Consider the following 24,679-nt stretch of genomic DNA (forward strand, 5'->3'; position numbering starts at 1 on the left):
TTTTACAGAACGTGATACCCGCTGTCGACATGGATTGTTTCTCCGGTAATTCCACGGGACATATCACTAAACAAAAATGCAGCCGTATCTCCTACTTCTTCTGGAGTGGTATTGCGGCGAAGCGGAGCTTTTTCTTCAATTTCATGAAGAATCGTGTTGAAACCGCTGATGCCTTTTGCTGACAATGTACGGATTGGTCCTGAGGAAATTGCATTTACACGAATTCCGTGTTTACCAAGATCAGCCGCTAAATAGCGCACCGACATTTCAAGTGAAGCTTTAGCTACGCCCATGACATTATAGTTAGGCATTACGCGCTCACCGCCGATATACGTCAACGCGACAATGCTTCCTCCTTCTGTCATAAGCGGCTTGGCGTGCTTCGCTATGACCGTCAATGAATAAGAGCTGATATTTTGTGCCAGTAAGAAACCGTCGCGTGATGTATCCGAAAAGTCGCCTGCCAGTTCTTCCGTCTTTGCAAACGCGATGCAATGAGCAAGGCCGTCAATAGATCCTACTTGTTCTTTGATGGTAGCGAAGCAGGTTTCTACACTTTCATCGCTTGTTACATCACAAGGCAAAATCAATTCATGGTTGCCATCCAATGTAGCCACCAAATCGCGTACCGGCTTTTCAAAACGTTCGCCGGCATATGTAAAGATTAAACGTGCACCGGATTGATCCAGTGACTGCGCAATTCCCCACGCAATACTCCGCTTATTGGCAACTCCCATAACGACGTATGTTTTTCCTGTTAGTGATATTGACATTCTTTATTCCCCCTACATTTTTTAATATTCAGATTGCCTCTATTCAGACATTCCGTGCTTTAATTTTTAATTGTCCAGTACTGGCCGAAGCTTTTAGGGAGCTTCTGCTTTTCTTGTTATCCAGCTCCGGCGGCCAGCCCCTCGAGTCGCTTCAGCCTTGCCACGAATGGCAAAGAACGCCATTCATGCCAATCCTTCCAGCGCTTGTCGGGGCTAAACGGCCGCTTTCGCTTTTATTATTATCCAGCTCCGGCGGTCAGCCCCTCGAGTCGCTTCAGCCTTGCCACAAATGGCAAAGAACACCATCCATGCCAATCCTTCCAGCGCTTGTCGGGGCTAAACGGCCGCCTTTGCTTTTATTATTACCTGGTACTAATATTACCCTATAAAAAAGAAAAGTGCAATTCGCACTTTTCTAGAGTTGGTTTAAGAATGTCGTAGCCAATCCCAAGTAAATCAGGATGGAAATAATGTCATTCAATGTGGTGATAAACGGTCCGGATGCAACGGCTGGGTCAATGTTCAGGCGATGGATCAGCAGCGGAATAAATGAACCGGCAAGGGTCGCCACAAAAATAGAACTCATGACAGCAGTGCCAACCAATGCGCCGATCAATAATTCGCCTTTCCAAAAATACACGAGTCCGACGACGACCAATCCGCATACGACACCTGTAATCAAACCGGTGCCCGCTTCCCGGAACAGTAATTTCATTTTGCTTTCTTCTTCAATATCCCCTGTGGCAATCCCGCGGACTGCTACGGCAAGTGCCTGCGTTCCGCTGTTGCCCGCCATACCGGCAATCAACGGGATAAAGACAGCCAACAGCGCCACTTTATCGAGCGTCGCTTCAAACATCCCCATCAGATTGGCAGTCAGCATGCCGAGGAACGTCAGTAAAATAAGCCACGGCAAGCGTTTCTTTGCCGCTGTGAACGGCCCTCTGTCAAACGTATCCATATCGGATACCGCAGCCAGTTTGGAGTAATCGTCTGATGCTTCTTCGTCAAGGACATCGATGATATCATCGACGGTTATAATGCCAAGCAAATGATTTTGAAAATCAATAACCGGCATCGCCAGGAAATCATAATCCTTGATCATCCGTGCGACTTCTTCCTGGTCTTCACCGACCGATACAGAAACCACCCGCTCATTCATGATGGACCTGATCAGCGTATCTTCATCAGAAATGATCAAGTCACGCAAAGTAACGATGCCTGACAGGCGTTTATCTTCGTCCACAACAAACACATAATAGATGGTTTCGGCATTCGGTGCTGCATTCCGAAGAATATTCATCGCTGAACGTACAGTCGAGTTTTCAGGGATGGAAACAAATTCTGTAGTCATGATTGAACCAGCCGTATATTCTTCGTAATGCAGCAAATCTTTGATCTGGCGCGCTGATTCTTTATCCATGATGGTTAAATAGGCAGCAACTTGATCTTTGTTCAATTTATTGAGAATATCGACGGCATCATCTGTATACATGGCAGCAAGCAAATCCGCCGCATAATGGACATTGATTTCTTTAAACAGATCTTCGTATTCATCGTCATCTAATTCAATGGCTTCAAAAATATCGGCCATTTCTTTAGGAGAGAGATACTGATACAGTTGATGGCGGATTTCTTGCTCCGCTTTTGCATAAAATGTCGCTTGGTCGTATGGATGCTGGGCAAGGAACTCTTCCCGAAAACTTTCGAGGTCATCGCTTTCCAACAACCCCAATAACAGTTCATCATTTATTTCTTTTTCATTCATTACTTTTTCTTCTATCATGTAAACTCCCTCCTTCCGATTGTTCAATGTCTTGCAATTTCCTTCTTTACGTTACACTATGTGTAGAGATAATCAAGATTTAAGAGGTGATTTTTTGAAATACGATATTATCGGCGATATCCACGGCTGTTTTGATGAGCTATTGGATTTATTTGCAAAACTTGGCTACGAAGAAATCCACGGTGTCTATGTCCATCCCGAAGGCCGGCAGCTGGTCTTTGTCGGAGATGCTATGGACCGGGGGCCTAAATCACTCGAAGTCCTCCAGCTCTTGTTTCGGATGCAGGATAAGGGCATTCTCTACTATTCCCCGGGAAATCATTGCAACAAACTTTATCGCTATTTTAAAGGCCATAACGTCCAAGTCAATAACGGACTCGAAACGTCTCTTGCTGAATGGAGGGCACTTCCGAAAAAAGCGCAGCAGGCGTTCAGAGCCCGTTACCGGCGTTTTTATGAAGAGCTTCCCATCTACCAGGAACTCGGCACTGAACTGATTGTTGCCCATGCCGGACTTAAATCAGAGATGATTGGGAAACCGCTTAGCAGAAGCATCGCCACTTTCGTTTTATACGGCGATATTACAGGAAGATTTGATCAAAACGGCCGGCCTATTCGAAGAGACTGGGCAAAGTCCTACCGAGGGGGAAAGTGGATTGTTTACGGCCATACTCCAACCGAAAAGCCCTACATGATCAACCAAACGGTTAATATTGATACGGGCTGTGTCTTCGGGGGATCATTGACGGCCTTCCGATTCCCTGAAAGAGAACTGGTAGCCGTCCCTTCACACCAACCTTATCAGCCGGACCGTTTTCATCGTTTTGCATAAATCAATTGTTCCATATCTTCTTTTAAAGGAGAAGTGAAAGATATGGGTTCTCCCGATACGGGATGGACCAGCTCCAGCGATTTGCAGTGGAGCGCTTGGCGGGAAATTTCGCTGCGCTTTCCTCCGTATAAATCGTCGCCGAGCAGCGGATGCCCAATATGCGACAAGTGAACGCGGATTTGATGGGTTCTGCCCGTGTTCAATCCGAGCTCAACGTGCGTAAAGCCGTCAAACTCCTGGAGGACTTCCACTTCTGTCTCAGCAAATTGGCCATCTTGGCGCACTTCCCGTTCAATGATGCTCGTATCTTTTCGGCCAATCGGTTCGGTAATCACAAACTTCTGCTCAGCAAACTTTCCATGGGCAAAGGCATCATACCGCCGTTTCATCATGTTTCCTTTTTGCTGCATGGAAAGCATGTGATGGATATGGCGGTTTTTTGCGATGCACACAAGCCCTGATGTGTCACGGTCAAGGCGGGTAGCGATATGCAGCGTCGCCGGAATTTCATTTACTTCGAAATGGTTGGCTACAATATTCGCAAGGCTCCCGGCAGGGTGTTCACGGGAAGGAATGGTGTTTTGCAGAGGCGGTTTATCGACAATCAGCAAGGCTTCGTCTTCATAAACAATCTGAAGCGGCCCTGCTTCCGGGATCAATCCTTCCCCCAGTTCTTCATTCGGAAAAATAACGGTCACGGCATCATCTTTTTCCAAGACATGCCGGACCGTTACTTCATTTCCATTGACTAAAATCTGGCCGCCGCTGTATTTGACAGATGCCAGCGTTCTTTTGGAAATCCCCCAATCGTGCAGGGCTTCCCGCAGCAAACCGGAATCTTTTGCGACATATGTTAATTGGAACGGCTTTAATTGCTTCACTTTTAAACCTCACTATCAATGAATGAATCATGGACCCTTTTCCAGAATGGATGATTTCGGAACCGGGCAAACCGGACTTTTTCGTCCGCTACTCTGTACTCGATGGATTTCACGTCTTTATGGAGCAGCTGCAAATGGTCGACCGTGACCATAAAATCCACCGCTTTGACTGGACGCAGCGCACAACGGTGATGCGAAGGCAGTACAAGCGGAGAACCCACGGTACGGAAAACCCGGTTGTTGATCGAAGCCATTTCGGTCAGCTGCATCGCCTGCAGCGAGGGATGGATGATGGCTCCTCCAAGCGCTTTGTTGTAAGCCGTGCTTCCTGATGGCGTGGACATGCACAACCCATCTCCCCGGAACGTCTCGAAATGGCTTTCGTTTAAAAAGACATCCATGACGAGCGTCACATCAGGAGATTTAACGGTCGACTCATTCAACGCCAAGTAAACGGCCGGCTCCTCTTTGTTGCGGTAATGGATGCTCGTTTCAAGCAGCGGGTATTCAATGACTTCGTAATCCTTTTTGGCAATCGACAGCACCAGCTTTTCAATTTCAAGCGGCTTCCAGTCTGCATAAAATCCCAGATGCCCCGTATGTAACCCCACAAAAGCAACGGAGTCCAGCTGATTCCGGTATTTGTGGAATGCATGAAGAAACGTCCCGTCTCCGCCAATGGACAGCACGACGTCTGGAGATTCTTCGTTCCACTCCATACCAAAATCCTGTAAATATTCCCGTGCGGTGGCCATTAATTGATTGGATAACTCATCACTTCTCGATTGAATATAAAATTTCATCTCGATGATTTCCCTCCTTCACGCTCACTCGGAAAATGTGTACTAGGGGATTCTTTAAATTCACTGAAATAAGCCTGGGCTTCCTGAATTTCATCCCGGATCTGCGACATTTCTTCATCCAGCTGAAAAGCAGCTTCAGCTGCCCGCTGCAAACGATTTTTAATTTCTGCCGGGAAAATCCCTTTATATTTATAATTCAGCGAATGCTCGATTGATGCCCAAAAATTCATGGCAAGCGTCCGAATCTGAATTTCCGCCAAGATGAGCTGTTCGCCTTTGATCGTCTGAACCGGATACTCCACAATGACATGGTACGAACGGTAGCCGCTTTGCTTCTCATGGGAAATATAATCTTTTTCTTCCACAATCCGCAAATCGTTGCGCTGGCGCAAAAGCCCCACCACCGTTTCAATATCCCCTACAAATTGGCACATCATTCGAAGGCCGGCAATATCCTGGAGCTGATGCGCCAATTCCTCTGACGGCTCAAACGGAATGCCTTTTTCAAGGGTTTTATCATAAATGCTTGCCAGCGGTTTTACCCGGCCCGTGACAAATTCAATTGGCGAATTGGTATTGTCCGTTTCAAACTGCTGCCGCATTCCTTTAAATTTGATTTTCAATTCATCTACTGCCTGTTTATAAGGCGCTAAAAAACGATCCCACTGACCCATAACCTGTCCCCCTCACTTCTCTTTAGCTGCGTGAAGCAAGTGCCTCTTGAAAAACATCTTCAACCGCTGTGCGGAACACTTCGCCGTAATTGTCATTTCCTTCAATATTCTCGATCAACATCCACAGTTCCTCGTGAAAGGCACTAAGCGGCATAATTTGTTCTCCCCATAGCAAAAGCGGCACATCGGTTCTTTGCAGTGCCTCCGCCAACAAAGACCATGTATGTTGTTTGAAATGCACGTAGATATATTCAGTTCCCGTATCCACTACATAAACAAAAGCGCATTCGTCGCTGTCCGCAAGCATTTTCCCTGCCGCTTCTACTGCTTCAAACGGCTCATTTGCCTGGATGCTGAACTGAATTTGGTTTTCGGTAATGGTTCCTTCTTTTACTTCAACTAATTTACGCACTGAATGTACTCCCCTTCTGCCGATTTCGCCATTTCTTTATAGGCATATTTTAACACAGCTCTGCCATTCGTTGCAGTTTGCGGCAAACTATCCGATAATAAATTTAACAGAGAGGTGTTTGAAAATGACCAAAGAACTTGAAATTGAATTTAAAAACATGCTGACCCGAAAAGAATACGACCAACTGCTGGAGCATTTCGGCTATACGGAAGCCGATGCCAAAACACAGGTGAATCATTATTTCGATACAGCTGACTTCGCTTTAAAATCGTCCAAATGTGCACTCCGTATCCGTAAAAAACACAACGGCTTTGAATGCACGCTGAAAACACCTGCTCCAAAAGGTAATTACGAGATCACCGATTTGCTGAATGAACGACAGGCGCAGGAATTTATAGAAGGTGTTTCTCATGAAGCGCCTGAAGTTTGTGAGGCGCTGCAAACCTTAAATGTAGCACCGGCGCAGCTGAAGATGATCGGCAAATTGACCACCCACCGCATCGAATTTGATTTCCAATCCGGTCTGCTCGTCCTGGATCATTCTGAATACGGAGAGACCATGGATTATGAGCTGGAATTTGAAGTGGCAGATGCACAAATCGGTGAACAGCAATTTACAGATTTCCTTCAGCAACGGCAGATTCCGCTTCGTCCGGCTGATAAAAAGATTGCCCGTTTCATGAAATCGGCCAAACCCAAACACTGAAAAAAATTGCTAAATCCAGTGGAATATTCCACATCTCCCAATCGGTTCAGTCGATTTGTTTGAGAAATTCCTTCTCCGTTGTTAAAATGAATTTACAGCTAAAGCAAAGGAGACACAATAATGACTGGAAAACCGATAATTCCGTACGAAGAAATTGGTGCGGAACGCTTGTCACAGTTGATTGATGCATTTTATGCACGTGTGGCAAAGCATCCAAAGCTGCAGCCTATCTTTCCTCAAGATTTAACTGAAACTGCGAGAAAACAAAAACAATTTATGACTCAATATTTAGGTGGGCCTAATTTATATTCTGAAGAACACGGACATCCAAGACTGAAAGCGCGTCACCATCCTTTTCCAATAACGCCTGCCCGGGCTCAAGCTTGGCTGGAGTGTATGAGTGAAGCGATGGACGAAATTGGATTGGAAGGGAAATTCCGTGAAATCTTTTTCCAACGGCTTGTTATGACTGCTCATCACATGGTGAATGAGCAAGATAGCGAGGAGGAGTTAGAGTGAACAATCTGGACCTGGTTCAAGAAATGGACCATCAGGCTAAGCCACTGAAGCCCATGGAACTCTATGTTTTTTTTGACCCGTTAAATCCAGAATGCTGGGAACTGCAAGGAATCATCCGTAAGCTTCAAATCGAGTACGGCCACTACTTTTCCATGCGTTTTGTATTAAGCACCAAGCTGTTCACCTTGAATAAGATCAGTAAAACAGTCAACGTTGACACAACAAACCTTTCACATCCGGTGCTTGCCTCAGTTGCAGTAAAAGCGGCGGAACTTCAGGGGAAGCGCGCGGGAAACCGTTTCTTGCATAAATTACAGGAATACTTGCTGCTTCAGACGAAAGATGTTTCCTCCTACGCCATTTTATTGGAGATTGCGGAAGAATCCGAGCTGGACCAGGAAGAATTCAAACGCGATTTCCACTCGGTCCACACCGCAAAAGCTTTCCAATGCGATATGCATATCACTCGTGAAATGGAGATCGATGAAGTGCCAAGCATCGTTTTCTTTAACGAATGCATAGAAGATGAAGGCGTGAAAGTATCCGGACTCTATTCATATGATGTTTATCAAACCATTTTGCAGGAAATGCTTGGCCAGGAACGGCTGAACCGCCAATCTCCGCCATCACTTGAAGAATTATTTTTAAAGTATTCCACTTTGGCTACGAGAGAAATTGCTTCCATATATAATATCTCTGAACAGACAGCAGAGCGTGAGCTAAAAAAGCAGCTGCTTCAACAAAAGCTGGAACGGATTAACTTGCCGGACCAAACTTTATGGACATTAAAATAGCCTTCCGCATCTGCGGAAGGCTTTTTTGTTTGTATGTATAGGAGACGTAAAAGCTGAACAGGCGCTTCCGCTTTTCTTTGTTGTCTAACTCCGGCGCCCAGCCCCTCGGGTCATAAGCCAACCCAGCTGTGTGGCAAAGAGCGCCACTTCGCTGGTCTGTCTTATGCCGGTCGAAGCTGAGCGGCCGTTTCCGCTTTTCTTTATTGTCTAGCTGCAACGGCCAGCTTCTCGGGTCATAAGCCAACCCAGCTGTGTGGCAAAGAGCGCCACTTCGCTGGTCTGTCTTATGCCGGTCGAAGCTGAGCGGCCGTTTCCGCTTTTCTTTATTGTCTAGCTGCAGCGCCTAGCTCCTCGGGTCGTAAGCCGCTTTGGCTGTGCGGCTGAAAATATGCCGCTTCGCCAAATCGTCTTACGCCGGTCGGAGCTGAACAGGCGCTTCCGCTTTTCTGTAAAAAACGTGAAAGGCGCCTTCCGCTAGCGGAAGACGCCTTTCCATATTACACAAAGGGGATGGGAGAAATGTTCACGCTCAAACAAAGGGGTGTATGTTTGTATGTGATTTATTTCACAACCTTACTTTATCACGGAATAATAGTTAATGCAATATTTCACAAGGAATTTCACAAATTTGTCATAATGTCATAACAGAATCTAGCAACTGAAAATGTATTTTGTTATGTTAATAAAACAAAATAAGAAAAAGGAACATTTAGAGAATGTCCCTTTTTCTTAACCGTTATTTTTTCAATAATAGTTTTTCCAGCTCAATCAGTTTTTCTTCAAAAACTTTGCAAGCTTCTGCAACAGGTTCCGGAGAAGTCATGTCCACTCCGGCTTTTTTCAATACTTCAATCGGATAATCCGAACTTCCGGCTTTCAGGAATTCCTTGATATAGCGGTCGACTGCTGGTTGGCCTTCTTCTAAAATGCCTTTGCTTAAGGCGGTAGCTGCACTTAAGCCAGTAGCATATTGGAACACGTAATAATTATAGTAGAAGTGTGGAATGCGTGCCCACTCCATTCCGATTTCCTCGTCCACCGCTACTTCTTCCCCAAAGTATTTTTTGTTGAGTTCATAATACACTTCGGTTAAACGATCCGCTGTCAGCGCTTCGCCGTTTTGATCCATTTGATGAATCAGATGCTCAAATTCAGCGAACATCGTTTGGCGGAATACAGTGCCTCTGAACCCATCCAGCCAGTGGTTCAACAAGTATATGCGCTCCTGTTCGTCTTCGGTTGTTTTCACCATGTATTCATTCAAAAGAGCTTCGTTTGTTGTTGAAGCCACTTCCGCAACGAATATGGAGTAATCTCCGTAAACGTATGGCTGAGAAGCACGCGTATAGTAACTGTGGACACTGTGGCCGAATTCATGGGCTAGTGTGAACAAATTGTCTACATTGTCCTGCCAGTTCATCAAAATATACGGATTGGTGCCGTAAGCTCCTGAGGAATAAGCTCCGCTGCGCTTGCCTTTGTTTTCTTTGACGTCTACCCAGCGGTTGTTGATGCCTTGTTCCACAATTCCGGTGTATTCCTCACCTAAGGCACTTAAGCCCGCCAGCATGGTTTGGGTCGCTTTCTCATAAGGGATTTCCATCTTTACTTCTTTTACTAAAGGCGTGTACATATCGTACATGTGGACTTGATCCAGGCCTAGCACTTCTTTGCGAAGAGCCGCGTAGCGATGAAGCAAATGCAGATTGTTGTTAACCGTTTCTACGAGATTGTCGTAAACGCTCTCGGGAATATGATCGTCTGACAATGCCGCTTGGCGAGCCGATTCATATTTCCGGATACGGGCGTTTACATTGTCCCGTTTAATGTTGCCTGACAAAGTGGAAGCAAACGTATTGCGGAATTTTCCATACGTTGCATAAACCGCTTTAAAGGCAGCTTCCCGAACCCGGCGGTCTGAACTTTCAAGGAAACGGCTGTAATTGCCATGTGTAATCTGCACTTTTTCGCCGTCTTCATTTTCTATTTCCGGGAATTCCAGATCAGCATTGTTCAGCATGCCGAATGTATCAGATGAAGTGCTCACTACTTCCGATAATTGGGCAAGCAAAGCCTCTTGTTCTGCCGGAAGCACGTGGGGACGGACCGAATTCAGTTCTTCAAGCGCATGCTTATACAGCTGCAGGCCTTCGTGGCTTTCGATATAGCCGGTTAAGGCAGCTTCGTCCAATCCAAGAATCTCAGGGGTTAAAAAAGACAACCCAGTTGAGACTTTCGCATAAAGCGATTTGATCCGGCTGTCCATCGCTTGATACGTTGAATTTGTCGTATCCTGGTCATAGCGCATATGCGAATACGTATATAATTTCTGCAGCCGCTGCAGCAATTCGTCTTTATAAACCAAGACATTATACAAAGCTTCCGCACTTTCCTGTAATTTTCCTTGATAGGAATCCGCTTTTTCTGCCAAGGCAGTCACTTCTTTAAATTCCTGCTCCCAAACTTCGTTGGACTCAAAAATATCTTCGAGTTTCCAAGTCAATTCTGTAGGAACTTCATTTCTCAATAGTAATTTCTCCGCCATTGCAATTCCTCCTTTGCCCCACTCTTTCGGGAGTCGAACTACGTACTATTTTCTCAATTTTCATACGTTTTTGCAATAGTTATCATACAAAAGTTCCAAAAGAAGCTCACGGTCGTGCTTGCGCCGTTCCATCAAATGGCAGAGTTTCAGATAATGCTCCAAATGCTGGACAACGGTTGGAACGGAAGCCTCTGCTGCTAACTTTACTTGTCCGCTTTCCAAAAGTTCGGACATGGAAAGCCCTTGAGATTGTGCCACAAGCGCTTGCAGCTGCCAGACAACGGAATTGCCTTCCAATAGATGATTGCCGGTTAACGGAGCTCCAATCGCCAGCGGGAGATTGTCTGCATCCAGCTGAAGTTCATAACAGGCACGCCAAAACCGATTCCGAAACCGATTTTGTACAAATTGCTGGCTGCGGAGAAAACGCCGCCTTTCGGTTGCAGCTAACTCAAAGGCCAGTTCGAATTCCGCTTTGGTTAGCTTGCGGGGCAGCGCAAAAGGAAAGGTCTGTTTTCCAGCAGCCAAAGACTTGATCTTAGCAATCCACCGAAAGCCGCCGAGGAAAAACAGGCTGGAGCAATAATAGAAGCGATTTGCCACTGGGTCGAACGACAAAAGAAAGGAACACTCTCTCGCTTGTTGAATTAAAGCACGCTCATAACTCTTTAATTTGATGATTTGAATTCCTTCCGTCTGGCCGTTTTTTGCGGATAACAGCCAAAGCGGCTGGATTCCCTCTTCTAGATAGCCATTTGTTCGTGCTTTGATCTGCTGAACCGGAATAGGGCTGCATTGAAATTCGACGGCAAACCGCTGGTCAATAAACAAGTCAGCCCGTTGCCGAATAAAAGGGAAGTACTTTTCGAGTTCTGCATGATGATTTTTTTGAGTAAAAAAAGTGTGGAGCATCGTTTTGCCGTGCAGATGCAATGGGGATTCGGATTCACTGAAAGTTGCACATTCTGAGTGGATTGTGTGGGAAAAATGGGGGATTTTAATGTTGCCGATTTTCAAAAGCAGGGATTCGCCGCAGGATGGACAAAAAAATTGCTCACTGGCTCTTAAGTGAGCCAAACGTTCCCGGTTTAGGTGTGGGTGCAAATAAATTAGTCGATCGGTCGATGTCTTAGCTACTAATATAGCATTCACTCTCCTTTTCTCGATTGTAGAAGAGTTATGCCGCTTAGGCAATGAAAAAATATTTAATGGCTTTCCGTCCAGTTTCTTTCGCTGAACTTTACTCGCCCCTTAAATTTAAGCAAAAAAATAAGACCTCCCATAGGAGGCCTTATCCGAAGTAATGCAGCACATTTGCTAATGCATCTTTTTTGAAGATGGGTTTGCCATACTCCTCTAAACGGTGAATCGTAATTGGAGAACTTTGCAAGTACTCGGTGAATATACTGATATTGTCTTTAACATCACTCTCTGAATGAAGGAGTTCATCAAACCCTACATACAGATAGTATTTGTTTTCAAAGTGGTAAAGCGCTGATTCAATCGGCACGTACATTAAGCGGCGGGCCAATGGCAGCAATTCGTCCACTTCAGAGAAGACAAATGTGTATTCGAGTTTTTTCAAATCCGGTTCATCGAAGATTGGTTCAAATTCATCGAATTCGGATGCAGCTGCATCATCGCCGCCGAACATTTTGCGGCGTTCTTCTATATCATCAGGCAAATCAATTTTTTGCCCATCTTTAGTAAGTTGAGCTCGGGTAACCGTTACTTCAAGTCCTTTATCCATTGCCTGGACTTGAATCCACAGCGGCCCTTCCATAACGAAATCAGCTTCTTCGTTCACTTCATCCATCATTTCCCAGAACAATTCTTCGCTTTTGTCTCTGTTAAACCAAATTTCGTCACGGCTAAAGCCACGTTCTTCAACATCAAGATAGGAAATGTAAAATTTCACTGTGTTATCATTGATTCGTTCGATCTCCATTTTACACCTCTCCTTTCGAAATGGACTAAGAGGATCGTCCTTCTATACCGTGCTGTGGTACTGCCTTAATTATATCCTGTTTTATAACGGAAGAGAAAGTATATGCCTAAGGCTGCCTAAGCTTCAAGTAACTAAGAGTTTAATGGATTGTACAGATAAATGCAACTAATTAAAATAAAACAAAAACTGCCCGGGATCCATTATGAATTGTCATAAAGACCGGACAGCTTGAAAACTTTTTAGTTCACCATACGCTGCGCTTCAAGCAATTGATAAGCTCTGACTTTACGAGGCAGGAAGCGACGAATTTCATCTTCGTTGTAGCCGACCTGCAATCGTTTTTCGTCCATGATAATTGGACGGCGTAGCAAACCTGGGTATTCCTGAATTAATTCATATAGACGTTGTAGAGGCAAGCTTTCTACATCAACATTTAATTTTTGGAAAATCTTCGAACGGGTTGAAATGATTTCGTCCGTTCCGTCTTCAGTCATTCGCAGAATTTCTTTAATTTCACTGATTGTTAAAGGCTCAGAGAAAATATTGCGTTCTGTATATGGAATTTCATGTTCTTCCAACCATGCTTTCGCTTTTCGGCAAGACGTGCAGCTTGGAGAAGTAAATAATGTAACCATCATAATGGAGCACTTCCTTTCGGATTCAAGTTAGTTCAGTAATTATTAAATTAGAATCACTATAATGTAGAAGCTTTACATTCATTATACAACAATCGTTATCTATTGAATATAGGGATTGTTAAAATTTATTTAAAAAACTGATTGAATGTCACATAATTGCTACATAATTCTTAATTCCTTCATTTATTTATATTCTTTATTTTACCCGTGTATAAAGGTTTTAAACCCACATAGAAGATTTTTTTATTCTCAATTACGATTCCTTCTTGAAAATCATTTCCCCTACTTTATATAGTACGAATGAAAACAAAAATAGTTGCAAAAAAACAAGCCCAATCGTTGGATTGGGCTTGTTTTGCTTATCAAGGGGTATAATCTACTCCTTTTGAATAGGTGTTGCCAGCATTCCATAACAAAAATTCTTCAATCCCATTCTCATTTAAAGCCCTTATTTGCGCTTCCACTTCTGCTTTTCCATATCTTTTATAATTGCCGGCTCCTAAATAAGAAGCTGTAAAGTCCTGAAGCCACGGCCGTGACACCGGCGGATTTTTCAATGCCGCCAACTTTTTATTTTCAACTTTGGCATATTCGGCCACTAACTTATACGGTTCCAGATCAGGTTTGGCAATGCCGAAATAAGCAGTCCAATGGCTCGGATAAATCATGGAAGAAATGACATCCACATTTTCCGAGATTTTGGAGAAGTTCTGTCCAATGCCCGGCGCCTCCGGCAAGGTTGCGGAATAGCCGAAAATATCGACAGAAACTTCGACTCCATATGGTTCCAATTGCTTTCTGGCATATGCGACAAAGTCGGTTACTGCTTCCACTCGCCGTTGAATGGGATCAAGATCTGACTCGGCGTATTTCCCCATGGAATATTGCAGTGTATCTGCCCTGTGTTCAAATCCTTCCGGGAAACGGACATAGTCGAACTGGACTTCTTTAAAGCCTAATTTAGCTGCTTCAATGGCGATTTGAACGTTGTAGTCCCATACCTCTTTCATAAAAGGATTAACAAAAGATTCTCCCCTTCGGTTTTTCCAAACCTGATTGCCGTCGACAAACGACCATTCCGGACGTTTTTCTGCCAGGACTGAATCTTTAAAAACGACCACCCGTGCAATCGGATAAATCTTCTTTTCCTCGAGGCGTTCCAAAATCGCACGCGGCTCTTCGATATAGGGTTCTCCAATGCCGAGTGCTGCAAGCGGACTCCCTTCTTTCGGTTCGTATGTTAAATGGCCGAAATCTTCCTTAATGTCTATTACCATCGCATTTAAATCTGTCGTATCCACCAAATCGACGAGTTGATCGAACCGGGCGCCGCCTGCAGAGTGGGCAGTGACAAAAATGCCCCGTACGGCATCCGGGTAATCAAAGGCTAAGCCGGAATCAAAAGCAAATAATTTAGAAGATGCCAGTACTTCCGCATCTATCGTTGCTGCATGATATGTACGTTTTTCAAAATCCGGTGGCTGAGACTCGTCTTCTGCTGCTGATGCTGGAGAAGCCAGCAACGTTCCAAGCAGCAATGAACAAATTGCTATCGGTAACTTTTTCTTCATACAGTCACGCCTCCTATGTCAGTATCTGTAATTATCTTAACATTTTTCCGAATATTATATACAGCAAAGCAAGAAGCTCTCTTACATTATTTTCAGTATTTCCAGAACGTATACACATAAAAACGGATGCCACATGGGCATCCGTTTTTTCATTTATCTTATCTTACAGCGCTGGCAGCTTTCAATGATTCAAATTCCTTTTCTGAACATTGGACAAAATGGCCCGGCGTGATTTCTCTCATTTGTACATTATCAGCTTCCGTGTAGTTATGCATAGCTGGATCGTATGATTTACGGACACGGTTGCGCTCGTAGTTCGGATCCGGCAGCGGAATCGCTGAAAGCAGCGATTGTGTATATGGGTGCATCGGATTGTTGTATAAATCTTCCGCTGGAGCCAATTCCACAAGTTTCCCGAAATACATAACGCCGATACGGTCGGAAATGTATTTTACCATCGACAAGTCATGAGCGATGAATAAATACGTCAGTCCTTTTTCTTCCTGCAGTTCTTTCAGCAAGTTGACGACCTGAGCCTGAATCGATACATCGAGCGCCGAAATCGGTTCATCGGCAATGATGAAATCCGGATCTACCGCAAGTGCACGGGCAATGCCTAAACGCTGGCGCTGTCCACCTGAGAATTCATGCGGATAGCGGTTTGCGTGCTCTTTGTTCAATCCAACCGTTTCAAGAAGATCGAAAACCATTTTCTTGCGGTCAGCAGTATTTTTAGCCAATCCATGGATATCAATGCCTTCGGCAATAATATCCATTACTTTCATACGCGGGTTTAATGAAGCGTATGGATCCTGGAAGATCATTTGCATTTTGCGGTTGAATTTCTTCAAATCTTTTTTGGACTTTTTGCCGTGTACATTTTCACCTTCAAAGAAAACATCCCCTGAAGTTGCATCATACAAGCGGATGATCGAGCGGCCGGTAGTGGATTTCCCGCAGCCGGATTCGCCAACCAAGCCTAAAGTTTCGCCTCTGTAAATATCAAAACTGATATCGTCGACAGCTTTAACTTCGTTTGCTTTGCCAACATTAAAATGCTGTTTTAGGTTTTTGATTTCCAATAATTTATCTGCCATTGTAAACCGCTCCTCCTTCATAATATCTGCTTCCTGGGAACTTCTTCATGCGTTCCACTACGGTTGCAGGAGGTTCAACTTGTGGTGCGTCAGGATGCAATAGCCACGTTGCCGCATAGTGAGTATTGCTTACTTTAAAGAATGGAGGGTTTTGCTCCATGTCGATTTGAAGCGCGTATTCACTGCGGAGTGCAAATGCATCTCCTTTAGGCGGTGCCAACAAGTCCGGCGGTGTTCCTGGAATTGCGTAAAGTTTTGCATCTGAAGTATCCAAAGATGGCATTGAACTCAACAAGCCCCACGTATAAGGATGCTGCGGGTTATAGAAAATTTCATCTACTGTTCCGATTTCAACAATTTTGCCGCCATACATAACAGCTACACGGTCTGCAACATTCGCTACGACTCCAAGATCATGGGTGATGAAGATAATCGATGTATCAATTTTCTTTTGCAGATCTTTCATCAATTCCAGAATTTGTGCCTGAATCGTTACATCAAGCGCTGTAGTCGGCTCATCCGCAATCAAAATCTGCGGATTGCAGGCAAGCGAAATGGCGATAACGATACGTTGGCGCTGACCGCCGGAAAACTGGTGCGGGTATTGTTTCATGCGCAATTCCGGTTTTGGCATTCCAACCAGGCGAAGCAGATCAATTGCTACTTTTTTCGCTTCCGCTTTGCTGATTTTTTGGTGTTTTAAAATCGGCTCCGTAATCTGGCGGCCAATCGGCATCGTCGGGTTTAACGAAGTCATCGGGTCCTGGAAAATCATCGAAATGTCTTTTCCGCGGATTTTTTGCATTTCTTTATCGCTCAATTTAGTCAGATCACGTCCGCCAAAAAGAATCTCGCCATTTTTGAATTCAGCTGAATTCTCAGGAAGCAGGCGCATGATGGATTTTGTCGTTACGGATTTACCTGATCCCGACTCACCTACGATTGCCAATGTTTCCCCTTTATATAAATCAAAGTTTACGCCTCGGATTGCTTTTACTTCCCCGCCAAAAGTGTTGAAGGAAAGTTCGAGGTCTTTTACTTGTAGAATCTTTTCCATTTGTAACTTTCCTCCTTAATCTTTCATCTTAGGATCAAGCGCATCACGAAGGCCGTCACCGATCAAGTTAAAGCAAATCATGATCAAGCTGAGCAAAATCGCCGGGAATGCTAAGATGTGCGGCTGGTATTGAAGCAATTTGTAGCCATCATTGATCAAAGTACCGAGCGATGCGTCTGGCGCCTGCAGCCCTAATCCGATAAAGCTCAAGAACGCTTCGAAGAAAATAGCGCTTGGAATTGTAAACATGGTGTTGATAATAACGATGCCCAGAACGTTCGGCATTAGGTGTTTCCAAATAATACGTGAGTCGCTGGCTCCTAAAGTTCTGGCAGCCAATACGAACTCCTGGTTTTTGTATTTAAGAACCTGTCCACGCACAACCCGCGACATGCCGGTCCAACCGGTGATGGTCAGAGCGATGATAATGGCAAGGATTCCGGGATCCATGATCAAGATAAACAAAATTACGACGACCAGGTTCGGAATACCTGTCAAAATTTCAACGATACGCTGCATCAAATCATCTATACGGCCGCCGAAATATCCGGAAACCCCACCGTAAATAACCCCGATCAACATATCAATAGCTGCAGCTACAAAGGCAATGAACAGCGAAACTTGTGTACCCACCCAAAGACGCGAGAACATATCGCGTCCAAGGCCGTCTGTTCCAAACCAATAGTTGACTTCTACTTTTTTCATTTCGTATAAGTTAACTTCTTTTCCGCCTAAAGTTCCTACTCCGTCAAAAATCCCTAGTTTTTCAAGACCTGGAATTTTCGGAGGCAAGTTTGCATGCGTGATGGTTTGAGCATTTGGTTCGTATGGGCTGATCATCGGCCCTACAAACGACATGATAACGATTAAAAGGAACAGGATTAAACTAGCAATGGCGCCTTTGTTTTTCTTAAGCCGATGCCATGCATCTTGCCAGAAACTAACGCTCGGCTTTGAGATGCGCTCGGCTTGTTTGGTATCTACCTTGATTCGATCAAACGAACCTTTCGGTAATTTTTCTAGATTTTGTGTCATGAACTTTTACCTCCTGAAAGACGGATCCGAGGATCGATGATGCCATAAAGAATATCTACAATCAAAATGACGACAATCAAGAACACTGAGAAGAAAATCGTTGTGCCCATGATAATGGAAAAGTCATTGACCATAATAGATTTAACGAACTGTTCTCCAATTCCTGGAATCGCAAAAATTTGTTCTACTACTAGTGATCCAGTCAGAATACCAACAGTCATTGGCCCCAAAACAGTAATCAACGGAATCAATGCATTCCGGAAAGCATGTTTGAAAGCGATTTCAGAACCGCTGGCCCCTTTAGCTTTTGCCAACGTAATATAGTCTGAACCCAATACTTCAATCATTTCAGTACGAATAAAACGTGCTGCTGTTGCAAGCGGGAACATCGCCAGCGCAATTGACGGCAAGACGCTGGACATAAATCCGTCTTTCCATAAAGCTACAGGGAACCATTCCAATTTTAAACCGAACCAATATTGAAGCAGTGAAGCAAAGACAAAGGATGGAATCGATATCCCGATGATCGCAATCAAAGTACTGCTATAATCCACCCAGGTATTTTGCCGCAATGCAGCAATCATACCAAGCAAAATTCCGATAATCGTCCCTAATACCATACCTTGGAAACCGATTTGTGCTGACGGTCCCATACGGCTGAGAATCAGATCTGTTACAGGAGCTCCTTTGAATTGGTTAATGGAAATACCCAAATCTCCTTGCGCCAAGCCGAACATGTAATTAAAGTATTGAACCGGTAAAGGATCATTTAAACCGTAGGCTTCTTCAACAACTGCCCTTTGTTCTGGAGATAATTTACCTGCGGAAGCGATAGGGGAACCCGGTAAAATTTTCATTAAGAAAAATGTAAAAGTGGCAATCAATGCTAGAGTAAGTACCATGTAGATTAAACGTTTGCCGATGTATCGTGCCATGTTGCACCTCCGTAAAAAATTGTTCTCTATGTGACAAGACTTGTTTTTTTGTTAAGAATAAAGGCTTGTTTTTTTCAAAAGTTAGCAGAAAATGGTCAATTTTCCGTGAATTCTCTTACATTAGAAAAGAGAGTATATCGTCCAGTAACAAGCAGCGATATACTCTCTTACTATTTGTTTTTCACAGTGGCCAATTTACAAAATTATTCTTTTCCAGAAATGTAAGCCCATTTGTAACTGAAATCTCCACCGAATGGGTGAACAACAATGTCATGAACATATGGTTTTTGAAGTGACATGATACCACGCTGGTAGATACCAGAGATAGCTGCGTCTTCTTCGATCAAGATTTTCTCAGCTTTAGCCATTGCTTCCCAACGTGCAGGGATGTCTTGAGCCAATTCGCCTTTAGCTTGTTCAATCAATTTGTCGAATTCAGGGTTAGAATAACCCATTTTATTTTGAGCAGAACCTGTTACGAACAAGTCTAGGAAAGTCATAGGATCCTGGTAATCAGGGCCCCAACCAGAGTTTTGGATATCGTAATCTTGTTTTTCGTCAAGTTCAAGACGTACTGCGAATGGAACTGCTTTCAGGTTGATTGTCAACCCTTCAAGGTTTCCTTCAAGTTGAGATTTCATGTACTCATCCATTTTCTTGGCAAGTTCAGAATCTCCACCCAGCATTTCAAGTGTAACTTCTGTTACTCCTAGCTCTTTCAAGCCAGTTTCCCAAAGTTTTTTAGCTTCTTCAGCATTGAATTCGTTCATTTTTCCGTTTACTTCACGGAAGTCTTTTTTGCTTTCATCAAATGTGAATTCAGTTGGCACTAAGAAATCAGCTGGAAGTGATCCGTTTGCCAATACTACGTCAACCAAATCTTGTTTGTTGTAAGCCATTGAAATCGCTTTACGGATGTTTACGTTAGCAAGTGGTGTTTCTTTTCCATTGCGCTCTTGGTTGTATTTCAAGTAGAACACAGTTGGTTCTAATTCTCTTACTACTTCTGGGTCATCAGCATATTGCATTGCGTATTCACCAGATAGACCAGCACGGTCTTTTTCGCCTGATGTATAAAGGTTAACCCCTGTACCAGACTCTTTAACAACGTCTACGTTGATTTTATCAAGTTTTACAGTTTCAGCATCCCAGTACTCAGGATTTTTTTCCATTGACCAAGTCAGGCCAGTGCCATCCCAGTTTGTCAATGTGAATGGTCCGTTGTAAAGAAGGTTTTCTGAGTTAGAAGCGTAAGCATCGCCTTTTTCAGTAACGAAAGCTTCTTTTTGCGGCAAGAATGTACCAAATGCCATCAATGAGATGAAGTAAGGAACCGGACGCTCAAGTGTTACCACTAGAGTTTTTTCGTCTTTAGCTTCTACACCAAGCTCAGCTTTGTCCATTTTGCCTTCTGCAATAGCTGCAGCGTTTTTAATCGTTCCAGCCATCATATAAGGACCATAAGGTGATCCAGTAGCCGGGTCAACTGCACGTTGCCAAGAGAATACGAAATCTTGTGCAGTTACAGGTGAACCATCTGACCATTTAGCATCACGCAATTTAAAAGTGTAAGTCAAACCGTCTTCGCTGATTTCTGGTTCTCCTTCAGCTACTGCAGGTTCTGCAATGTTTTCCTGGTTCAAGCGGTACAAACCTTCGTTAACATTGTTCATAATGTTGAATGCTACAGCGTCTTCAGCAAGAGCTGAATCCATTGTTGGTATTTCTGCACTTTCCATCAAGTTCAGTTCTTGGACTGAGTCCAAATCTCCTGATGCACTTTCTTTCTCTTTGTCGCCTTCTGAATCTGATGGTTCAGTTGAAGTATCTTCCCCGCCGCCACATGCTGCTAGGAAGGCACTAAGAACTAAAACCAGGCTTAGTAGCCAAAATACCTTGCTGTTTCTCACTTACGTGACCCCCTTAAATTTTCTGAAAAATTGGTACACTGTTTATTATACATAATCTTTTTTGCTTGTACAGCACTTTTTTTTGACTAGTTACAACTTTATAACAATGGCATGTCAATAATGTTACACGAAAGAGCATGAATATTGGATTTATGAGGAATTTTTAACAAAAATATTTTCAATAATTTTTGATTTTTTTTATATTTTCTTCTACAATAGATTAGAATTGGGGTGCGAAAAATGAAAAAATCCTTTATTGGAATAATCATTATACAAGTTTTAATACTTTTGACCATGGTGTTTAGGAGTGAACCATTCTCTCTTTTATCCTATATCAATAATTCTTTTGTCTACGGAGGTACTGTATTATTTATTGGTTTATGGGTTTTTGTAATCAGAACCGGAATTTTTGACATCTTTACGATGAGCATGCGAAAAGTCTATAAAGGCAAATCCACGTTGGAAGATGACGAAATGCGCTCCCCGTCGGAAATAATGGCCATCTCAAGCGCTCCATTATTGATCATCGGCGGCTTTACGCTGGCAGCCATGATGATTTCACTCATTATTTATCAGTTGTAAGCTTGCTAATAAAAACTTCTTTGTATTATAATAAATCAATATACAATGAGCGATGAAAAAGAAGAGTAAATGCTGTTCCTTCTATAGAGAGTCTGTGGCTGGTGGAAACAGATGAAGTGCAGCATTGAATGGACTTTTGAGCTGAACCGGTGAAATAACAGTAGCCGATTTCGTGATCTTCACGTTATGAAGAAGAGTGGCCGGTGACGGCAACTAGGGTGGTACCGCGGAAAGACACATCATTCGTCCCTTTTTTTGGGGATGTGTGATGTGTTTTTTATATTGAGGAGGAATTTGGATGAAAAAAATCTTTTCAGGCGTCCAGCCTACCGGTACCGTTACACTCGGAAACTATATCGGCGCATTCAAGCAATTCACCGATTTGCAGGATGAGTATGATTGCATTTTCTGCATCGTGGACCAGCATGCCATCACGATGCCGCAGGACCGGCTGGAATTAAGAAAGAATATCAAAGCATTGGCTGCATTGTATTTGGCGGTTGGAATCGACCCGGAAAAAGTAACGCTCTTTATCCAATCGGAAGTTCCAGCTCACGCTCAGGCGGGATGGATGATGCAATGCATTTCAACCATCGGTGAACTGGAGCGCATGACGCAGTATAAAGACAAGTCAGCGAAGAGCACCTCTGTTTCTTCGGGGCTGTTGACTTATCCGCCATTGATGGCTGCAGATATCCTGCTGTACCAAACCGATGTCGTGCCAGTAGGCGATGACCAGAAGCAGCATATTGAACTGACCCGAGATTTGGCGGAACGATTCAACAAACGCTATAACGAAGTATTGAAAATTCCAGAAATCCGTGTACCGAAAAACGGTGCCCGTATCATGTCGCTTCAAGATCCAACCAAGAAGATGAGCAAGTCGGATACAAACAAAAAAGCGATAGTTACGCTGTTGGATGATTTAAAAACCATCGAGAAAAAAATCAAAAGTGCCGTTACCGACTCTGAAGGCATCGTGAAATACGATCCTGAGAACAAACCAGGTATTTCAAACTTGCTTACGATTGAAGCCGCATTGACCAACGAAAGCATTGAATCGCTCGTTTCGAAATACGAAGGAGCCGGCTATGGCGATTTCAAAGCTTCTGTCGCCAAAGCGGTCACCGGCCACCTTGCGCCAATTCAGGAACGCTACAAGGAATTGCTGAATTCTGAAGAGCTTGACCGAATTTTGGATGAAGGTGCTGAGAAAGCCAATTTCTTGGCTAATAAAACCTTAAAGAAAATGGAAAATGCGATGGGCTTGGGCCGAAAGCGCAAATAACGAAAAGGCTGCCGTTATGGCAGCCTTTTTTTGTCTTTTAAAATTTACTGTTTTCCTGAAATGTATGCCCATTTGTAGCCGAAATCCCCGCCGAATGGATGAACAACTATGTCGTTGACATATGGTTTCTGCAGCGCCATGGCTCCTCGCTGATAAATCGGTGCAATAGCCGCGTCCTCTTCAATCAGGATGTGCTCAGCCTGCGCCATGGCATCCCAGCGTGCCGGAATATCGAGTGCCAGATCGCCTTTGGCTGATTCCACCAGTGCATCGAATTCAGGATTTGAGTAGCCCATTTTGTTTTGAGGAGATCCGGTTACAAACAAATCGATGAATGTCATCGGGTCTTGATAATCCGGGCCCCATCCTGAATTTTGGATTTCAAAGTCCTGTGCTTCATCCAATTCCAGTCGGACATTGAAAGGAACTGTCTTGATGGAGATGGTCAGCCCTTCAAGGTTTTCTTCCAGCTGTGCTTTTAAATATTCATTCATCTTTTTGGATAGTTCGGTGTCGTCCCCTAAATATTCAATCGTGACTTCCGTCAATCCTTCTTCTTCCATCCCTTGTGCCCATAGTTTTTTCGCTTCTTCTGCATTGTATTCATTCATGTCGCCGTTGACTTCCCGGAAGTCTTCCTGGTTTTCATCAAATGTAAATTCAGCCGGCACCAGGTAGTTTGCTGGCAAAGAGCCGTTCGCAAGTACAACATCCACCAAATCTTGTTTGTTGAAAGCCATTGAAATTGCTCTTCGGATATTTTCATTGGCCAATACAGTAGGCTGCCCATTCCGTTCCTGATTAAACTTCATATAAAAGATACTCGGTTCAAGTTCTCTTACCACTTCCGGGTCATCCGCGTATTGCATGGCAAATTCACCAGATAAAGTGGTACGGTCTTTTTCTCCTGAATTGTAAAGGTTGAGCCCTGTCCCGGCATCTTTTACTACATCGACATTGATCGTTTCAAGTTTAACGGTTTCTGCATCCCAATACTCTGGATTTTTCTCCATTGACCAAGTTAAGCCGGTACCGTCCCAGTTTGTCAGGATAAACGGTCCATTGAACAGAAGGTTGTCTGAATTAGAAGCATATGCCCCGCCTTTTTCAGTGACGAAGGCTTCCTTTTGCGGCAGGAAAGTTCCGAAAGACATCAACGAAAGGAAATAAGGGACCGGACGTTCCAGCGTCACCACCAAAGTTTTGTCGTCCGTAGCCTCAATGCCAAGCTCTGCTTTATCCATCTTGCCTTCTGAAATTGCCGCCGCATTTTTAATGGTGCCGGCCATCATATAAGGACCATACGGAGAACCGGTGGCTGGATCTACGGCACGCTGCCAGGAGAAGACAAAGTCCTGAGCGGTGACAGGTGTACCGTCAGACCAGTTGGCTTCGCGAAGCTTAAATGTATAGGTCAACCCATCTTCGCTGACTTCCGGTTCCCCTTCTGCGATTGCCGGTTCTGCTATGTTTTCCTGATTCAGACGATACAATCCTTCATTGACGTTATTTAGAATATTAAAAGCCACTGTGTCTTCAGCTAAGGCAGAATCCATCGTTGGAATTTCAGCACTTTCCATCAAATTCAGCACCTGTTCGGAATCCAACTCTCCTGAGGCACCGCCTTCAGTTCCTCCTTCTGAATTTTCTGGAGCCGGGCTATTACTATTGCCGCTGCATGCTGCGAGAAAAAAACTAAATCCCAATGCCAAACAGAGAAACCAGTACATCTTCTTTCGATTCACTTAGCTCTCCTCCTTATTTTCCCGAAAAGTCTGTTAACTAGATTATACAACTTATAACCAAAGTGTATAGTATTTATTTGATATTTATCATCTATATGAACTCAAAATTATTATATATAATAGTAGAAAGTCAAAAACATTTATTTTT

The 24,679-nt window shown here is 43.9% G+C and carries 23 protein-coding genes and 1 other annotated feature; of the genes, 6 read left to right on the plus strand and 17 right to left on the minus strand.

What is annotated here, in order from left to right:
• Positions 1 to 2: 2 nt before the first annotated feature.
• Together fabI and mgtE are read right to left on the minus strand one after the other, a co-directional pair.
• Positions 3 to 773: an enoyl-ACP reductase FabI gene (gene fabI / locus QWY22_RS13640; protein ID WP_300981373.1), complete on the minus strand. Its 771-nt coding sequence runs from the start codon at positions 771 to 773 to the stop codon at positions 3 to 5.
• Between the two features lie 415 nt (positions 774 to 1,188).
• The gene (gene mgtE / locus QWY22_RS13645; RefSeq protein ID WP_300981374.1) at positions 1,189 to 2,559 is read right to left on the minus strand and encodes a magnesium transporter; all 1,371 of its coding nucleotides are present in this window, start codon (positions 2,557 to 2,559) and stop codon (positions 1,189 to 1,191) included.
• Between the two features lie 94 nt (positions 2,560 to 2,653).
• Here mgtE and prpE point away from each other — a divergent pair, with 94 nt between their 5' ends.
• Positions 2,654 to 3,391, plus strand: a complete 738-nt coding sequence (prpE, locus tag QWY22_RS13650; protein WP_300981375.1) for a bis(5'-nucleosyl)-tetraphosphatase PrpE — start codon at positions 2,654 to 2,656, stop codon at positions 3,389 to 3,391.
• Here prpE and QWY22_RS13655 read toward each other — a convergent pair.
• Genes QWY22_RS13655 through QWY22_RS13670 form a run of 4 tightly spaced genes read right to left on the minus strand, consistent with a single transcriptional unit; the run spans position 3,376 to position 6,161 of the window.
• On the minus strand, positions 3,376 to 4,272 hold the full coding sequence (locus QWY22_RS13655; RefSeq protein WP_300981376.1) for an RluA family pseudouridine synthase: 897 nt from the start codon (positions 4,270 to 4,272) through the stop codon (positions 3,376 to 3,378). The two genes, prpE and QWY22_RS13655, sit on opposite strands and share 16 nt — an antisense overlap.
• A gap of 2 nt (positions 4,273 to 4,274) precedes the next feature.
• Positions 4,275 to 5,075: an NAD kinase gene (locus tag QWY22_RS13660; RefSeq protein WP_300981377.1), complete on the minus strand. Its 801-nt coding sequence runs from the start codon at positions 5,073 to 5,075 to the stop codon at positions 4,275 to 4,277.
• Positions 5,072 to 5,749, minus strand: a complete 678-nt coding sequence (gene yjbM, locus QWY22_RS13665; RefSeq protein ID WP_300981379.1) for a GTP diphosphokinase — start codon at positions 5,747 to 5,749, stop codon at positions 5,072 to 5,074. Before yjbM ends, QWY22_RS13660 begins: the two co-directional genes overlap by 4 nt.
• Positions 5,750 to 5,771: 22 nt before the next feature.
• The gene (locus QWY22_RS13670; protein ID WP_300981380.1) at positions 5,772 to 6,161 is read right to left on the minus strand and encodes a UPF0738 family protein; all 390 of its coding nucleotides are present in this window, start codon (positions 6,159 to 6,161) and stop codon (positions 5,772 to 5,774) included.
• Between the two features lie 124 nt (positions 6,162 to 6,285).
• Here QWY22_RS13670 and QWY22_RS13675 point away from each other — a divergent pair, with 124 nt between their 5' ends.
• The 3 genes from QWY22_RS13675 (at position 6,286) to QWY22_RS13685 (ending at position 8,180) form a co-directional block, all read left to right on the plus strand.
• Positions 6,286 to 6,867 (plus strand): CYTH domain-containing protein, encoded by a 582-nt coding sequence (locus tag QWY22_RS13675; protein ID WP_300981382.1) that lies wholly within the window; start codon positions 6,286 to 6,288, stop codon positions 6,865 to 6,867.
• A 120-nt stretch (positions 6,868 to 6,987) separates the two neighbouring features.
• Positions 6,988 to 7,386: a globin domain-containing protein gene (locus tag QWY22_RS13680; protein WP_036807316.1), complete on the plus strand. Its 399-nt coding sequence runs from the start codon at positions 6,988 to 6,990 to the stop codon at positions 7,384 to 7,386.
• A complete protein-coding gene (locus QWY22_RS13685; protein ID WP_074510294.1) occupies positions 7,383 to 8,180 on the plus strand; it encodes a ClpXP adapter SpxH family protein in 798 nt (265 codons plus the stop codon). Before QWY22_RS13680 ends, QWY22_RS13685 begins: the two co-directional genes overlap by 4 nt.
• A 736-nt stretch (positions 8,181 to 8,916) precedes the next feature.
• On the opposite strand, the gene pepF is transcribed toward QWY22_RS13685, so the two are convergent.
• The 10 genes from pepF to QWY22_RS13735 form a co-directional block, all read right to left on the minus strand.
• Complete coding sequence (pepF, locus tag QWY22_RS13690; protein ID WP_300981383.1) at positions 8,917 to 10,725, minus strand: oligoendopeptidase F; 1,809 nt, start codon at positions 10,723 to 10,725, stop codon at positions 8,917 to 8,919.
• Positions 10,726 to 10,785: 60 nt separating this feature from the next.
• Entirely contained in the window at positions 10,786 to 11,877 is a 1,092-nt protein-coding gene (locus tag QWY22_RS13695; RefSeq protein WP_300981384.1) for a competence protein CoiA, read from the minus strand.
• A 139-nt stretch (positions 11,878 to 12,016) separates the two neighbouring features.
• The gene (gene mecA / locus QWY22_RS13700; protein ID WP_053165614.1) at positions 12,017 to 12,673 is read right to left on the minus strand and encodes an adaptor protein MecA; all 657 of its coding nucleotides are present in this window, start codon (positions 12,671 to 12,673) and stop codon (positions 12,017 to 12,019) included.
• A gap of 239 nt (positions 12,674 to 12,912) precedes the next feature.
• Positions 12,913 to 13,308 carry a transcriptional regulator SpxA gene (spxA, locus tag QWY22_RS13705; RefSeq protein ID WP_175557103.1) on the minus strand — a complete coding sequence of 132 codons (396 nt, stop codon included), beginning with the start codon at positions 13,306 to 13,308 and terminating at the stop codon, positions 12,913 to 12,915.
• Between the two features lie 365 nt (positions 13,309 to 13,673).
• Complete coding sequence (locus QWY22_RS13710; RefSeq protein ID WP_300981385.1) at positions 13,674 to 14,882, minus strand: putative glycoside hydrolase; 1,209 nt, start codon at positions 14,880 to 14,882, stop codon at positions 13,674 to 13,676.
• Between the two features lie 158 nt (positions 14,883 to 15,040).
• A complete protein-coding gene (locus tag QWY22_RS13715; protein WP_300981386.1) occupies positions 15,041 to 15,979 on the minus strand; it encodes an ABC transporter ATP-binding protein in 939 nt (312 codons plus the stop codon).
• Positions 15,969 to 17,036: an ABC transporter ATP-binding protein gene (locus tag QWY22_RS13720; protein WP_300981388.1), complete on the minus strand. Its 1,068-nt coding sequence runs from the start codon at positions 17,034 to 17,036 to the stop codon at positions 15,969 to 15,971. Before QWY22_RS13720 ends, QWY22_RS13715 begins: the two co-directional genes overlap by 11 nt.
• Positions 17,037 to 17,051: 15 nt before the next feature.
• A complete protein-coding gene (opp3C, locus tag QWY22_RS13725; RefSeq protein WP_300981389.1) occupies positions 17,052 to 18,071 on the minus strand; it encodes an oligopeptide ABC transporter permease in 1,020 nt (339 codons plus the stop codon).
• A complete protein-coding gene (gene opp3b, locus QWY22_RS13730) occupies positions 18,068 to 19,006 on the minus strand; it encodes an oligopeptide ABC transporter permease (protein ID WP_300981390.1) in 939 nt (312 codons plus the stop codon). The genes opp3C and opp3b overlap by 4 nt, the downstream gene beginning before the upstream one ends.
• 203 nt (positions 19,007 to 19,209) lie before the next feature.
• Complete coding sequence (locus tag QWY22_RS13735; RefSeq protein WP_300981391.1) at positions 19,210 to 20,916, minus strand: peptide ABC transporter substrate-binding protein; 1,707 nt, start codon at positions 20,914 to 20,916, stop codon at positions 19,210 to 19,212.
• 294 nt (positions 20,917 to 21,210) lie between these two features.
• Between QWY22_RS13735 and QWY22_RS13740 the strand changes: the two genes are divergently transcribed.
• Positions 21,211 to 21,498, plus strand: a complete 288-nt coding sequence (locus QWY22_RS13740; RefSeq protein WP_300984395.1) for a DUF3899 domain-containing protein — start codon at positions 21,211 to 21,213, stop codon at positions 21,496 to 21,498.
• 43 nt (positions 21,499 to 21,541) lie between these two features.
• Positions 21,542 to 21,752: a binding site (T-box leader), on the plus strand.
• A 44-nt stretch (positions 21,753 to 21,796) separates the two neighbouring features.
• Entirely contained in the window at positions 21,797 to 22,786 is a 990-nt protein-coding gene (gene trpS / locus QWY22_RS13745; RefSeq protein WP_300981392.1) for a tryptophan--tRNA ligase, read from the plus strand.
• 44 nt (positions 22,787 to 22,830) lie between these two features.
• On the opposite strand, the gene QWY22_RS13750 is transcribed toward trpS, so the two are convergent.
• On the minus strand, positions 22,831 to 24,531 hold the full coding sequence (locus QWY22_RS13750; protein WP_300981393.1) for a peptide ABC transporter substrate-binding protein: 1,701 nt from the start codon (positions 24,529 to 24,531) through the stop codon (positions 22,831 to 22,833).
• Positions 24,532 to 24,679: the final 148 nt, after the last annotated feature.

The organism is Planococcus liqunii (assembly GCF_030413595.1).
Taxonomy (GTDB): Bacteria; Bacillota; Bacilli; order Bacillales_A; family Planococcaceae; genus Planococcus; species Planococcus liqunii.

Coding starts and splice junctions, on each gene's coding strand:
- yjbM (WP_300981379.1), bottom strand. CDS start 5,749: ATGGGTCAGTGGGATCGTTTTTTAGCGCCTTATAAACAGGCAGTAGAT.
- mgtE (WP_300981374.1), bottom strand. CDS start 2,559: ATGATAGAAGAAAAAGTAATGAATGAAAAAGAAATAAATGATGAACTG.
- spxA (WP_175557103.1), bottom strand. CDS start 13,308: ATGGTTACATTATTTACTTCTCCAAGCTGCACGTCTTGCCGAAAAGCG.
- QWY22_RS13740 (WP_300984395.1), top strand. CDS start 21,211: ATGGTGTTTAGGAGTGAACCATTCTCTCTTTTATCCTATATCAATAAT.
- opp3C (WP_300981389.1), bottom strand. CDS start 18,071: ATGACACAAAATCTAGAAAAATTACCGAAAGGTTCGTTTGATCGAATC.
- QWY22_RS13660 (WP_300981377.1), bottom strand. CDS start 5,075: ATGAAATTTTATATTCAATCGAGAAGTGATGAGTTATCCAATCAATTA.
- fabI (WP_300981373.1), bottom strand. CDS start 773: ATGTCAATATCACTAACAGGAAAAACATACGTCGTTATGGGAGTTGCC.
- QWY22_RS13680 (WP_036807316.1), top strand. CDS start 6,988: ATGACTGGAAAACCGATAATTCCGTACGAAGAAATTGGTGCGGAACGC.
- QWY22_RS13710 (WP_300981385.1), bottom strand. CDS start 14,882: ATGAAGAAAAAGTTACCGATAGCAATTTGTTCATTGCTGCTTGGAACG.
- QWY22_RS13715 (WP_300981386.1), bottom strand. CDS start 15,979: ATGGCAGATAAATTATTGGAAATCAAAAACCTAAAACAGCATTTTAAT.
- mecA (WP_053165614.1), bottom strand. CDS start 12,673: ATGGAGATCGAACGAATCAATGATAACACAGTGAAATTTTACATTTCC.
- pepF (WP_300981383.1), bottom strand. CDS start 10,725: ATGGCGGAGAAATTACTATTGAGAAATGAAGTTCCTACAGAATTGACT.
- QWY22_RS13720 (WP_300981388.1), bottom strand. CDS start 17,036: ATGGAAAAGATTCTACAAGTAAAAGACCTCGAACTTTCCTTCAACACT.
- opp3b (WP_300981390.1), bottom strand. CDS start 19,006: ATGGCACGATACATCGGCAAACGTTTAATCTACATGGTACTTACTCTA.
- trpS (WP_300981392.1), top strand. CDS start 21,797: ATGAAAAAAATCTTTTCAGGCGTCCAGCCTACCGGTACCGTTACACTC.
- QWY22_RS13675 (WP_300981382.1), top strand. CDS start 6,286: ATGACCAAAGAACTTGAAATTGAATTTAAAAACATGCTGACCCGAAAA.